General features: G+C 40.5%; 12 protein-coding genes and 2 pseudogenes. 5 read left to right on the top strand and 9 right to left on the bottom strand.

The window, feature by feature from the left end; all coding sequences use genetic code 11:
- Nucleotides 1-63: 63 nt before the first annotated feature.
- From ABF638_RS01955 to ABF638_RS01935, 5 genes and pseudogenes are all read right to left on the bottom strand, one after another.
- Nucleotides 64-552, bottom strand: coding sequence for a DUF2808 domain-containing protein (locus ABF638_RS01955; protein ID WP_435019765.1), 489 nt, complete (start codon nucleotides 550-552; stop codon nucleotides 64-66).
- A gap of 364 nt (nucleotides 553-916) precedes the next feature.
- Nucleotides 917-1,381 carry a DUF2808 domain-containing protein gene (locus ABF638_RS01950; RefSeq protein ID WP_435019763.1) on the bottom strand — a complete coding sequence of 155 codons (465 nt, stop codon included), beginning with the start codon at nucleotides 1,379-1,381 and terminating at the stop codon, nucleotides 917-919.
- Nucleotides 1,382-1,507: 126 nt separating this feature from the next.
- Nucleotides 1,508-1,705: pseudogene (locus ABF638_RS01945) on the bottom strand (CemA family protein); the annotation flags it as partial.
- A 22-nt stretch (nucleotides 1,706-1,727) separates the two neighbouring features.
- Nucleotides 1,728-2,835 (bottom strand): annotated as a pseudogene (locus tag ABF638_RS01940) (IS630 family transposase).
- Nucleotides 2,836-2,896: 61 nt separating this feature from the next.
- Nucleotides 2,897-3,514 carry a CemA family protein gene (locus ABF638_RS01935; RefSeq protein WP_435019761.1) on the bottom strand — a complete coding sequence of 206 codons (618 nt, stop codon included), beginning with the start codon at nucleotides 3,512-3,514 and terminating at the stop codon, nucleotides 2,897-2,899.
- Between the two features lie 496 nt (nucleotides 3,515-4,010).
- Between ABF638_RS01935 and ABF638_RS01930 the strand changes: the two genes are divergently transcribed.
- Nucleotides 4,011-4,979 (top strand): arsenic resistance protein, encoded by a 969-nt coding sequence (locus ABF638_RS01930; RefSeq protein WP_190895196.1) that lies wholly within the window; start codon nucleotides 4,011-4,013, stop codon nucleotides 4,977-4,979.
- A 226-nt stretch (nucleotides 4,980-5,205) separates the two neighbouring features.
- Here the strand turns inward: ABF638_RS01930 and ABF638_RS01925 are convergent, their stop codons facing one another.
- The 4 genes from ABF638_RS01925 to ABF638_RS01910 all read right to left on the bottom strand — a co-directional run bounded on the left by ABF638_RS01925 (nucleotide 5,206) and on the right by ABF638_RS01910 (nucleotide 10,645).
- Entirely contained in the window at nucleotides 5,206-6,120 is a 915-nt protein-coding gene (locus ABF638_RS01925; RefSeq protein WP_435019759.1) for a cation diffusion facilitator family transporter, read from the bottom strand.
- A gap of 9 nt (nucleotides 6,121-6,129) precedes the next feature.
- Nucleotides 6,130-6,459: a DUF190 domain-containing protein gene (locus ABF638_RS01920; protein WP_435019757.1), complete on the bottom strand. Its 330-nt coding sequence runs from the start codon at nucleotides 6,457-6,459 to the stop codon at nucleotides 6,130-6,132.
- A gap of 349 nt (nucleotides 6,460-6,808) precedes the next feature.
- Nucleotides 6,809-7,339, bottom strand: coding sequence for a hypothetical protein (locus ABF638_RS01915; RefSeq protein WP_435019755.1), 531 nt, complete (start codon nucleotides 7,337-7,339; stop codon nucleotides 6,809-6,811).
- Nucleotides 7,340-7,525: 186 nt separating this feature from the next.
- Nucleotides 7,526-10,645: an efflux RND transporter permease subunit gene (locus tag ABF638_RS01910; RefSeq protein ID WP_435019753.1), complete on the bottom strand. Its 3,120-nt coding sequence runs from the start codon at nucleotides 10,643-10,645 to the stop codon at nucleotides 7,526-7,528.
- A gap of 451 nt (nucleotides 10,646-11,096) precedes the next feature.
- On the opposite strand from ABF638_RS01910, the gene ABF638_RS01905 reads away from it, so the two are divergent.
- From ABF638_RS01905 to ABF638_RS01890, 4 genes are all read left to right on the top strand, one after another.
- On the top strand, nucleotides 11,097-11,783 hold the full coding sequence (locus ABF638_RS01905) for a serine/threonine protein kinase (RefSeq protein WP_435019751.1): 687 nt from the start codon (nucleotides 11,097-11,099) through the stop codon (nucleotides 11,781-11,783).
- A 518-nt stretch (nucleotides 11,784-12,301) separates the two neighbouring features.
- Entirely contained in the window at nucleotides 12,302-12,463 is a 162-nt protein-coding gene (locus ABF638_RS01900) for a hypothetical protein (RefSeq protein ID WP_435019749.1), read from the top strand.
- Nucleotides 12,464-12,478: 15 nt separating this feature from the next.
- Nucleotides 12,479-12,925, top strand: coding sequence for an FMN-dependent NADH-azoreductase (locus tag ABF638_RS01895; protein WP_435019781.1), 447 nt, complete (start codon nucleotides 12,479-12,481; stop codon nucleotides 12,923-12,925).
- A gap of 3 nt (nucleotides 12,926-12,928) precedes the next feature.
- Nucleotides 12,929-13,789, top strand: a complete 861-nt coding sequence (locus tag ABF638_RS01890; protein ID WP_435019747.1) for an RNA polymerase sigma-70 factor — start codon at nucleotides 12,929-12,931, stop codon at nucleotides 13,787-13,789.
- Nucleotides 13,790-13,830: the final 41 nt, after the last annotated feature.

Here is a 13,830-nt window from a genome sequence, read left to right as displayed (position 1 = left end):
CCTGACATTTAACTTATTTATAAGTTAAATGTCAGGAGCTTTATTTATTGAATAGCGCTAAGTTTAAGGATTTACACGAAATCTAGCTACACCTATAGGTATTTCTGCATTAGTGCCAACAAGATTAGCAGATAAATGGTAGACAGGGCCATTACCAAGAAATGGTTGTTTTACATTCTTGATGTCAATCTCTAGCTTAGTATTAGGAACAATTGGTTCGGCAAAAGCTAGCAGTATAGTTTTGCCATTTACAGAAATATTAGTATTAATTTTTCGACCATTCTCTTCGTTTATAACAACATTCTTAGTATCATAACTCCATCTGACAGTATTTGGAACTTGAATTTTTAACTGCGAAACACTCTTGCTATTTTTGGGAACGTGTACTCGCAAAGTATGTCTAACAGGCGACCAGCGAGTCTGAGGAAATTGAGAGTTACCATCAACATGAGGAACACTACCATCCTCTTCATTGGCACTTGCATAGTTGGCAGGAATTAAAAGTGCAGCAGCTAGAGTAGATATAGCAACGTAAAGTAGCACTTTCTTCATGTTTACTCCTCACTTAATCATTAATGTCAGCAAATCAAAATGAACCCGTGATCAATCAATACGTAACAATCTGGTAAAACTAAAATTAACTACCTTCTACGTTTCTTAATTTTCACATTGTGAAAATTAAGATTAGGTGTAAAGGTTTTAAGTTTTTACACTCTTATACCTTGTAATACCAACATTTTCAAAAATTTATATGAAAAGTCAGTCTACGCTTACACGTTAATTAAAGGAAGTTAAAAATATTACCATTAACTTGTTTACGGTTTGAAGTCCAAAAGGTATACTACCTTTATTGATCAGTTTGGCAGGTCTAAATGAAATCAAGATGAAATTTTTGATGATTGTCAAAAGTTAAGGATTAAAATGTAGGGAATTGAGCTACACCAACAGGAATCTCTATCTCACTACCAACAACCTTAGCTGAAAAGTTGTATACAGAAGCTGGGCCTGTCACTGGTTGTTGAACTTGATTAAAATTAACTAAGAGTTTAGTGTTAGAAATAACCTTTTCAGGGAAATCTATAATAATCTGTTTGCCATTGACGGAAATTTTAGTATTAATTTTCTCACCATTCGCATCGAAGACATCAATGTCATTACTCACTGCTACGGTAGATGGAGTTTCAATAATAAGTTGAGAAAGAGCGTTGTTGTTTTGAGGGATGTGTAACCGAAAAGTATGTTTGACAAGCCGCCAACTATTAACAGGATATTGCAAATTATTTTCAATATTAGTATCCTTAGCACTTGCATGACTAAGGGAAATGAAAGCTGTAGTGGCAAGAGCAAACACTGTACTTATGTAAATCAATGTTTTCTTCATCTGTAATTTATAAGTAAGATTTATGTAAAATAAGCTACATATTTTTGCTTGTTGAATGAACCTTTACATTATGAGTTTGACAGGTCACGATGAAATCAAGATGAAATTTTGGCTGGTTTGGGAAAATTATTCATTCATGCTATGGTAGGTAGCCACGGCTGAAGGAGAACTGCGGTTGACGTAGCGAAAAATCCAATATTTTAAAATTGTATCCATGACAACTGGGACAATAGCAATGAATAGTGAAATCAGACTTTTGTTTTCTGGAAGACCAAAATGCTTTGAGGTGTTTTCTAAAATTATTTCCCAGCCATAGGTAGAGTGATAAGCTGCTACGCATCTAAATTTAATAAACGGCATTGCCTTTATTTTTAATCTTGCGCTCCCATTTAATAATAAGGCCTCCTTCATTTAACAACCTATTTAACAAATCTTCTAGCTGTGATACTGACTCAAACAATCTATGAGCTATATATTCTTTTGCTGAATGCCAAACCAATTCGATTAAATTATAATCTGGACTATAAGGTGGTAGGAATTCCAGGATAATATTTGGCATTTCCTCTTTGATATGAGCTAAAATATCTTTTCTTTTATGAAAGCTAGCATTGTCTAGAATAATCACTATTTTTGCCGAACAATCATTGAAATTTTCACTGAGATTACCATCCTCTACCCATTCCTGTAAGAGAAAATTATTCAAAGATTTAAGCTGCTCATAAAATACATCTGCATTTCCCTTTTTAATTACAAAATTTATTCTTTTCTTGTCGTGATAACGCAACCCTCCCATAATATTTACTCTTCCTTTTCTTCTTTGCCCTGTGATTTGTTTTCTTGTACCTTTCTTACCCCAGTTTTTTCTTCTTATTACTCTTAAACTGAATCCGCTTTCATCCCAAAACCATACTTGTAAACGCTCTGGGGTTTCTTTTGTTATTCTTAAATAAACTGAAGAATTTTTCTTTAAACGCCTTACGTATTTCAGGATTCTGTTTATCCTCTAGGCTATACTTTGCCCAAAGGTAAACGTACTTTTTTCGCTCTAATATTCTCCTAACTTGAGAGCCACTTAATTTAATTCCTGTTTTCTCTTCCATATAAGTTGCTAGTCTTGCTGCTGTCCATCGACCAAATTCATATCCATACTCTGCTGGTTCTTTTTCAATTACTTCTAATAGAATGTCTTCATACTCTTTAGTAACTTTACGGAAGTTACCTTCCCTTCTTCCATCTAAAAAACTTTCTAGATTATCTGGGTCTCCGTGAACAGCCCAATATGCTACTGTTGGATATGCAATATCTAAAAATTTACTAATCTCTTGATAAGTTTTTCCATCATTCATTAATAATAAAATCAGAATCTTTTCTCTTACGTAGGGATTTTCATGCTCTTTTAGCGTTTTTAATAGCCGTTCCTTTTGCTGTTCAGAAAGATGATTTTTTGCTGGCATAGGTGGCTGATATTAGATTAATTCTTTAACCTCATATTATACAATCAAGGTGCGTAACAGCTTAACCGACAAAGATATCAGTAGTGAGAATAATGAAAAAAGCTTTCGCGGAATCGCTTAAGCCATACATTAAGTCGGCACTAAAAAATTGAATAGTGGTAAGCTGCTGCTTACCAAAGACACATAATATAATAAATGACAATAATGAAAGTATATCTGCAAATACATTAGCAACTGCATTAATACTTTCAGTTTTGTATTTTTGTGATAATGCAATAGCCTGATCTTTGACCTTCTGTTCTACAATATTTGAAGAAAGTTCTGGAGCTTTTCCCAGGAGTACTTCAAATTGAATTTTTCGCTCAAATTTTTTCAATTCGGTTAAGGCTTTTTCTTCTTGAGAAGAATTTAAGAAAATTTTTGATGTTTCTTGGCTCCAGTATTTATAAATCAAAGGTTGGATTACAAATGTTTTAAACAGATTATTCACTAATAATGGAACAATAAATAGAATTAACAAATAACGGAGAGAACTAATTGTTCTCTGACGAGAAGCGCGAAACTCTTCAACAACCTTATGCTCTGCATTTGGCTCTAGTGCTTGTTTTAGCTTTCCCACAGTTTGTAGTATCGACCGAGGAACAAAGCTAAGTTTTTGAGATTTTGGATTAGGTTTCATTCTCATTTGTTCGATAAAGTCAGGCTATTAGCATTACCGTTGTAGCTGAACTAAAAAGCCTGAGAATAGTGTGGAGAAAAGCCAAGGCATAAGCTCCTAAAAGTTACTATATATAATCAGGATGAAATTAGGATGAAATAAATCATATAATACTAAATATTCAATAATAAAAAATCAAACTTTTGTTCATACAGTACCTATTTATAGCGTTTCCCGGTCTAATGAAGTACACTTAATTAAATAAACCTGTGCATCTTATGAAGGTAAAAATAAAAGCATATTCCCTCGATTTCCGTCAAAAAATACTTGATACATATATAGCAATTCCCAGTTGAGTGAGGTACAGGATCAATGTTTTTAAACGCAGAGGGACGTAGAGGAAAGCGCAGAAGCAATATGACAATCTCCATCTTCCTCACAAATGCCTAACTCATCTTTTATTTCCCGACAACTCTATTTATTGTTCTCTTCAAAGACTTAATGGAGACATCCCAAGATGAGTTTGACTGAAAAACTTCAATCTGTATTTGTTATCATTGCCATCTTAATTGGGCTGATACTGGGACAAATCAAATGGGTTGAGGAAAATGCTGTATCTTTGATTGTTCCATCCTTGATGGTCATGCTCTATGGGGTGTTTCTAAATATTCCACTTAATCGTTTAGGTCAGGCATTTCAAAACTACAAGATGACCGGACTTATTTTGGGAATTAACTTTATTTGGACACCTGTTTTTGTTTGGGGATTGGGAGCTATTTTCCTACGGGACTCTCCCGATCTTTGGGTTGGGCTAATTATGTTGATGGTCACACCTTGTACTGACTGGTATCTCATTTTTACAGGGATTGCCAAAGGAAATGTTGCTTTAGCTACAGCCTTCCTTCCTTGGAATATGATCTTGCAAGTGGTTCTCCTACCCGTCTATCTGTTAGTTTTTGTTGGAAAATTGGTGCAGATTGATACAGCGATTTTTCTCGAAAGCATTGCACTGGTTTTAGTTGTTCCTATGCTTTTAGCGTTTATCGCTAAGTGGTTAATACCAAAGGTAAACGGGTTTTGGCGTGAAATTCCACTGAAAATAGCAGCAGGGCAAACGCTATTTCTGTGTTTGGCAATTACAGCGGTATTTGCCTCGCAGGGGCAAACCCTAATTCAGCGTCCAGATGTACTGCTAAAAATGTTACCGCCTATTCTTATTTTCTATGTAATTACCTTTTTGCTGACTCAAGTAATCTCACGATTCGGCAACTTTAGTTACGAGGATTTTGCTTGTTTCAGTTGTACAACACTTGCACGCAATTCACCCCTTGCATTAGCGATCGCTACATCTGTTTTTCCTGATCGTCCTTTGATTACCCTTGTTTTGGCTATTGAACCACTTATCGAACTGCCTGTCATGGTGCTAGTCTCCCAGTTGTTGCTCTTTCTGCGTCGTAAAGGGCGGTATTCTCAGATGGAGAAATAGCTAAATTGGCGTTACAATTGCATATTCAGCTTGACGTTTAAAGCGAATAGCTTAACATTATAAAGAGTCGTAGCATTATGAACACAGGTTTTTCCCTGGAAGACCCATCAAATGTGGGAATAATACTTGGTAGTTCTGATGCGAATGGGCGAGCTTTATTGAGAAAGACGAATTACTACTAGATGTAGCTAAGTGTATAGCCGTTACTAAATACCTAACAATTGACTTAAACTAGGTTATCAGGAGCGAAAGGACATTGGTAACTCGGATCGCCTGTCTCCACTTGAATAGTTGGGTGTTCAATGCTGAAATTGTCGTGAAGCTCACGGACTACCCGTGCTAAAAAAGTATCACCAGGATAACCTGCTGGAATGACAAGGTGAGCAGTGAGTGCTGTTTCTGTGGTACTCATTGCCCAAATATGTAGGTCGTGAACTTGAGCCACGCCAGGGAGTTCGGTTAGATAAGTACGGACAGCCAAAGGTTCTATTCCTGCTGGTACAGCATCTGTAATTAAATTCAAGGATTCCTGCAAAAGTCCCCAAGTACCAGCTACAATCACCACAGTAACAATCAAACTCACCGCTGGATCAAACCACAGCCAACCTGTAGCAATAATTGCAATACCAGCTAGTACAACCCCTACAGATACCGCTGCATCTGCAACTAAATGTAAGAATGCGCCTCTGATGTTCAAGTCACTTTTACGCCCCGACAAGAACATCAAGGCACTCACTGTGTTAATGACAATTCCTATAGCTGCTACTGTAATTACTATTCCTCCTGCTACCGGAGCAGGTTCACGAAACCGTTGAATTGCTTCCCAGCCAATACCGCCAGAAACAACTAGGAGAAAGGCGGCGTTTAAAAGCGCAGCCAAAATTGAAGAACGACGCAGCCCGTAAGTGCGACGTGATGTCGGGCGACGACGGACGAGGATGCTTGCTCCCCAAGCAAGTAGTAAACCCAAAACATCACTCAAATTGTGACCCGCATCGGCAATCAAGGCAAGGGAGTTAGCAACAATGCCATAGGTTGCTTCGATGACGACAAAACCAGTGTTGAGAGCGACACTGATCAGAAAAGCACGGTTGTAATTACTGCCACCGTGGTCGTGTCCATGACTATGATTATGAGACATGACTGTTTTTCACACTTCGGTGGAGAGAACTTCTATGGTTTGACAAGTAACAAACTTGTCTTTAAGCATATGTTTGACCAAGGAACAAAATTCGGTTATTGCAGTTTCACTATCAATAACCGTAACGAGAAGCGGTAGTGCAGAGGACTCAGTAGACGGGTCTAGCTTATTTAGAGTACGAAAAACGCCATGTTTGCCATATCCAGAAATTGCCCGCACTACCGTTCCCCCTGTTAATCCTTGTCTGCGAGCCATTCCGAGCAGAACTTGATGAAGGGGTTGATGTTCCCAACAATCCAACTCGCTAACATAAATTGTTAATTGTTTCCATGTTGTCATATAGCTTTTCCTATACTGGTATCGCTATTATCGCTAATTATTTATCAAACAGAATTCAGGAGTCAGGAGTCAGAATGGGCTAAACCTTAGCTATCCGCTAACAGAATGAATTTTGTACGACTGGCGGATAGCGCAGCGTTAGCGACGCAGGAGCGTCTGAATAACCGGGTTTAATACCCCTACCAAATCGTAGATTTGGTGGTCTTCAAGACGCTCGATGACTCGCTAACGCTACGCTATCAGTCGGGGATTCAGACCTGCGACTGATAGCGTAGCGGTAGCGAGTCCGCGAGCGTCTTGATTCTGACTCCTGAATTCTGACTTCTGAATTCTTCTTCAATTGCTCGGATTATCGTTTAAAGGCAAAGCGGCCATTAAATTTTTCACCTTTTACATCCGTTTGAATAACAACTTTATACTCTCCCGTTGCAGTTACAGGCAGGTTTACTGTATATTGCTTTTCCTCGGTATTATAAGGAACTTGTAGGGTTTTGTTACTGCCATCTGGTAGCTGAACTTGAGCCGTGAGCTTGGCATCAGTAATTGCTTGATCCTGCTCTCCGTGTACGCTTATATCTAAATGAGTAGAATCTTTTTCTATATCTGGTGTGAACTCTAAATGATATTTGCCCGACTCTATAACTTGACCCTTATGCTCTCCACTATTGGAGTGACCATCTTTTCCATCATGAGCATGACCGTCGTTTTCATTATGCGCTTCCCCAGTTTTAGCAACGGGTTCAGTTTTGGCAGTTGTTTCTGTAGTTGCACTCTTGGTAGCACTTTCCGAGTTAGCAGCTTGATTCCCACTACTACAAGCACCCAAAAAAATTAATCCTATACTGCTAACAATTACTAAACTGGTCTTCAGAAATTTCATGAATTCAAACTCCTTGATGTTTTGTGAATTAAAAACTAATACAGAACGTTGTAAGTAAACCACCCATTTCAAATCAATACTTCGGCAAGCTCAATAACCATGAAACCCTTGGGGTATAGGAATTCCTAATTCCTAATTCCGTTAGCGTAGTGAAGCGTAGCTCATTTGAAATTCCGCCTTGCGGTACTAGGCTCTAACTTCTCGTCCAATTTCTGGCTGAATAATTGGTTCAGCCTTTCTCGGCACCAAAAATCTCCTAAACTGCACATAGGAAGCTGGAAGTACTAACAGGGTTAAAGCAGTAGAGGTAAACAATCCACCTAATACTACAACGGCTAGTGGCTGAAGAATTTCTTTGCCTGCACCACTACCAATTACCAGTGGTACCATACCCAATGCTGAAGCCAATGCTGTCATCAAAATAGCAACTAAACGTTCCATCGAACCTTCCATCAAAACCTGCGGTAAAGGTTGTCCTTCTGCTAATCTGGCATTGTAGTTCTCAACCAACAAAAGTCCGTTACGTGCTGCTACACCAAATAGAGTAATAAATCCTACCATTGAAGCTACGGAAATGATGCCACTTGTCAAGGCTATGGAAATTACACCACCAATTAATGCCAAAGGCAAATTAATTAAAATCATGATGGTTGCAGGAATTGATTTAACAGCAAAGTAAAGGATGAGTGCGATCGCCACAAATGCTAATCCCCCAGCCGAAAGTAAAGTTTTCGTCGCTCCCTCTTGCGCTTCAAATTGACCACCGTATTCAATAAAATATCCAGAGGGTAATTGCACCTGTTGCTTAACTCTCTCTCGAATATCCTTAATTACAGAACCTAAATCTCGTCCAGCCACGTTGCTGGATACGACAATATAGCGGGAGACGTTTTCGCGGTTGATGGTGTTGGGGCCTGTAGCATAGTTGATTTTTGCGACTTGGGCTAAGGGAATTTTTTGTCCGTTGGGTGTATCAACTAGCAAATTACCGATAATTTCAATATTGTTACGGTATTTTTCTTGCAACCAAACCACCATATCAAAGGTTTGTTGTTGCTCCAATACTTGGGAAACGACTCGCCCATTCAGTGCAGTTTCTACTACCTCTGACAATTCGCCAATAGTTAAACCATAGCGGGCTGCTGCGTTGCGGTCGAATTGAATTTGTACCTGTTTAATCGGTACTTGCGGTTCTAGTTGCAAATCTACTAGACCCGAAACCTGGCCCATAGCTGATTGTGCTTGTTCACCAAGCTTACGGAGTTGTTCCAAATCGGGGCCAAAAATTTTCACAGCGATCGCACTCCGTACACCTGAGAGTACCTCATCCATCCGGTGCGAAATGAACCCGCCGATATTGGGAACGACTCCGGGAATTTTATCAAATTCTTTACGAATCGTTTCAATTGTTTCTTCTCGATCTTTTGCCCCCTCCTCGCTGAGTTGGACATCTATTTCCGCCCCATTTACACCAGCTACCTCAGTATCCCCCACAGCCCGTCCAGAGCGTAATTGAGCCGTTTCAACCCCAGGATTTTTTTTCAGGGCTTCTTCGATCGCTATGCCTACTTGATTAGTCGCATCCAGAGACTGACCAGGCATTAAAACTGCGGCGATTACCAAAGAGCGGTCTTGGAATTCTGGTAAAAAAACTTGCCCTAAACCCAGCATAATTACCAATGAAGCCACAAAGCCAGCGATCGCCATTCCTAAAATAATTTTGGGGCGGCGCATAGAAAATTTCAAAGCTGGACGGTAAAGTTTATGGGTTTGTTTTTCTAACCAAGTTTCTGTACTGGGTAATCTTGTATTTGTTAACAACAGGGCGCACATTGCTGGGGTTAATGTCAGCGCGACTAAGGTGGAAGCAGCAATTGACAGCAGATAGGCTAAACCCATTGGTGCAAAAATTCGACCTTCCACACCAGAGAGGGCGAAAATCGGTGCAAAGACAACTGCAATAATAATTGTGGCGAAGAGGACGCTAACCCGCACCTCAACTGAGCCATTAAAGACTACTTGCAGGGGTGGAACAGGATTACCTGCTAGTTGGTTTTCCCGCAAGCGGCGGTAGACGTTTTCCATATCTACAATGGCATCATCCACCACTGAACCAATAGCTACCACAAGTCCGCCCAAAGTCATGGTGTTAATGCCTTGTCCTGTCCAGTTCAGAATCATCATTCCTAATAATAAGGACACGGGTAAGGCGCTCAAACTAATGATTACCGTGCGCCAATTCATCAAAAACAGAATCAGGATGATAGAAACGATGATAGTGCCATCACGCAAAGCTTCTTCGACGTTTTTTATCGAGGCTTCGATAAAATCTTCCTGACGGAAAGTAGTTGTAATTTTGACATCTTTAGGCAGACCGGCTTGAATTTCCTCTATTGCTTTTTCAACCGCCTTCGTTACTTTTGGCGTATCTGCTGTTGGCTGTTTGTTGACTGTCAAAATTACCGCTTTTTTACCCGCAAAACTGCCATCACCGCGTTTGAGTGCTGCACCAATTTGCACATCTGCCACTTGTTCCAACAGTACTGGCGTGCCATTTTTGGCTTTAATTACTGATTTTTTCAACTGCTCGATAGATTCAATCCGCCCTACCCCTCGCACCAATGTCTCTTGGTCAGGAGTAATTAAAAATCCCCCTGGTGCATTAGCGTTGGCTGCTTGTGCTGCTTTGGTGACATCATCAAGGGAAACATTAAACGCCTTCAGCTTATCAGGGTTAACCAACACTTGATACTGACGCTCATCCCCACCAAATATGACGATATTACTTACACCAGGGACAGCCAGCAGGCGGTTCTTCACTTGCCAGTTGACAATCCGCCATACCTCCATTAGTGGAGTGGTTTCAGAGGTAAAGGCGTATTTGACAGTCCATCCTAAAGGCGAACTGACGGGAAGAACCTCTGGATCTTCTACACCTTGCGGTAGTTGACTGCGTGCTTGTTGCAAGCGTTCTGTCACCAATTGACGAGCGCGATAAATTTCTGTGTCCAAGCTAAAAGTAGCTCTCACAGCAGAAAGACCTACAGCCGAGGAAGAACGCAATGCTTCCAGTCCTGGGGTACCGTTGATAGCACTTTCTATTGGTCGGGTGACTAGGGATTCAACCTCCTCTGCTGCAAGTCCTGGTGCTTCGGTCATAATTTCGACCTGGGGTGGAGCAAAGTTGGGAAATACATCCAGTGGCATTTGCGTAAGGATGAGAAAGCCCCAAACAGATATGAGGATGGAAGCAATAACTATTAGCCAGCGTTGAGCGATCGACCATTTAACAATATAATCAAGCATTTTTAAACGTTTTAAGGGATGTCTGCTTGCTGTGCAGCTAAGTAAGTTTAAAGATCAAGTACTTTACCTACTCTCCCAAATGAAGATGAAATTGAGATGAAATTTTTAGCTTAAACTTCAAGTTGCCTCACGTCTGTCCCTTCGGGAAGCGTGGGATGAATTTTTGAGCATTGTTACAAACCATCAACAGCAGGATGGCAAACGTCAGCTTTGATGATTTTACCTGATTCCAATTGTTACCGTAATAGTTGAAATAAAGTAGTTTATCGTAAAATCAAGGGTTTAAGACCCCTACATCTATACGTAGTATCAGTGGAGTTGGGGTTTAAATCCTCCGCAGTCGCCACAAACTCCTCCACCCCCGCAAGGCGCTGCTCTCCAACTGTCTTGAATTTTGAATTTTGAATTTTGAATTGTTAACTTGTTCCTGGGTGTAAGATACTTATCCAATATGGACAAATCGCCTCCAAAGCAGCTGCTTGAAAGTATTTATCAGCAACTACTGCCTAGCTTACAAATTGAAAGCGTCAATCCCCGGAATCCAATCAAGGTTAGCTATCTTCCAGAACCCTGGCGGCTGCTTGGTAAAGGAAATTATGCCGCAGTAGTCTATCACCCTAACCACCCTGAATCTGTAGTCAAGATTTATGCCCCAGGACGGCCAGGCTATGAAGAGGAAGTAGAAGTTTACCATCGTCTAGGTTCTCATCCGGCATTCTCTGAATGTTTCTATGCCAAAGATGCCTTTTTAGTCTTGAAACGGCTTTATGGAACAACGCTCTATGATTGTATGTACTTGGGTTTACCTATTCCCAAACAAGTAATACAGGACATCGATAAAGCTCTTGACTATGCTCAAAGTCGTGGACTCCACCCTCATGATGTCCACGGTCGTAATGTCATGATGCACCAAGGCAAAGGATTAGTCGTAGACATCTCAGATTTTCTGCATCCAGAAGCCTGCTCAAAGTGGAATGACCTGAAAAAGGCTTATTACTGCCTATATCTCCCCGTGTTTTACCCACTTCGATTGCGCGTACCATACTTTGCCTTAGATATGATCCGCAAATGTTATCGCCTAGTAACTTCTTTCAAAACTTCCTGTCTTGACATCTTCACCGGGGTAAAGCAACGGTGATTATCTAGCAATCAAACAAACTTAACTGTTGTAGGACTTACGCACACTCTACGAATTCTTGGCGTTCTTGGCGGTTTGACAAATTAAGCTTTTGGACGATTTTTGCGTAAGTCCTATGTTGAACAAAATTGAACCAATTTTAGGGGTTTAAGTTCCCTGCCTCTACAGGCAGAACGTTTTGATGCCTAACTAAAATCCCCGTTACAAAATGTAATTGCAAATTGGTTTAAAGAGGTTAATCGTATTAATCAGCAGCTGATGATGACCCAACAAAACTAAGGATTTCTATGGACGCAAAGGTTGGGATAAAAGTTGGGGAATTTGATAGAGGTGGAAAAACTCGGAGTATCGGCTTGTCACAAACCAAGTGCCTCTCTCGTCTTAATTATGTAAGCCAATCTATAACTTTAACTGTGGGCGATCACCATGACTGAACTACTCGCAATACTTGATCGTTTTCACACTGCGCTATAAGCGCTAAATCGTTGAACCGATCAGAGGTTTATGAGACAACACTTATGAAGCTACTTGAAGTTCAATCCAGTGTACGGTTAGAACAATCAATTTCTCGCACACTCAGTCACGAATTTATTCAAACATGGCAGAACTTCCATGCTGATGGACGCTATAAACAGCGAGATGTCGGGATGAATCCCCCTGCTCATCCTACAGAACTGTAGACAACTGCAAATTATATTTCTCCAGACAGCCGAACACCAGATATGGAAACGGTACTTGCTGACTCCGAGCAACTGATTGAGGAGTTGCTGTGGGCAGATCGCTTATTACTCGGTGTGCCTATGTATAACTTTAGTGTTCCATCAACCTTTAAAGTGTATGTGGATAATATCGTTCGAGTTAATCGCACCTTTACGTTTGATCCAACCAGTTTTACCTTTGAAGGACTTGCGATCAACAAAAAGGCATTAGTGATTACTCCGAGTGCCGGAAATTTTACGCCCAATACACCAATGGAAAGTATGAATTTTTGTGAAACCTATTTGCGATCGATTTTGGGCTTTATTGGCATTGAAGACATCACAATTATTGCTGTCCCAAATCAGTTTATGCCTGATGAAATTCGGCAACAGAGTATTGAACAGGCACGAGTAAAGCTGATGACGATAGCGGCAACTTGGTAACTTATGAACCGATTAGACCTGTTCAATCAGTATCGATCCCTGCTGTTTGCGATCGCCTATCGAATGCTTGCAAGCGTGACCGAGGCAGAAGATATCGTGCAGGAAGCCTGGATTCGCTGGCAAAGTACTGAAAGTGTAGTGCAGTCTCCCAAAGCGTTTTTATCTAGTACCGTGACTCGTTTGTGTATCGACCATCTTCGATCTGCCCGTATGAAGCGAGAACAATACATAGGAACATGGTTGCCAGAGCCACTGATAACGGAATCAACGGATGTCAAAGACTGTGCTGAATTAGCAGAATCCCTTTCGTTCGCATTTCTCATGCTACTGGAATGCCTATCCCCAGAAGAAAGAGCCGTTTTCCTATTACGCGAAGTTTTTGATTATGACTACGAGGCGATCGCTAAGACTGTAGGCAAAAGTATTCCAAATTGCCGCCAGATTGTTCGTCGCGCCCGTCAGCATCTTGTGCTACGCAGACCGACGATCGCCCCAAATTGCCATGATAAAGACATCTTGGTTGAGCAATTTCTCGACTATTGGAATCACGGCGACTTACAGGGACTCATTGCATTCATGGCAGAAGATGTAACATTCTGGTCAGATGGAGGAGGTAAAGTTGTAGCAGCACAGAAACCATTGTATGGGTGTCTAAAAGTAGCTCGTTTTTTAGTGGCGATTCGACGCAGCCGATTAACACCTACGCTAGTTTCACAGGTTGTAGTAGTCAATGGTCAGCCTGGAGTTATCAATACTGTGGATAAAAAGCCCCATAGTACTTTTAGTTTTGAGTTTGCAGGTGATAGAATTCGAGCAATTTTTGCAGTGGTTAATCCAGAGAAGCTAGGAGCAGTGAAATCATAAAAAGAAAAGGGTGGCTTTTGTTTTTTTATTTATGAACCTGA

It is taken from the genome of Nostoc sp. CALU 1950 (genome assembly GCF_051172895.1).
Classification (GTDB): domain Bacteria; phylum Cyanobacteriota; class Cyanobacteriia; order Cyanobacteriales; family Nostocaceae; genus Nostoc; species Nostoc edaphicum_A.
Note: the sequence above shows the minus strand (reverse complement) of the source record. Positions and strands in the feature narration are given on the sequence as shown.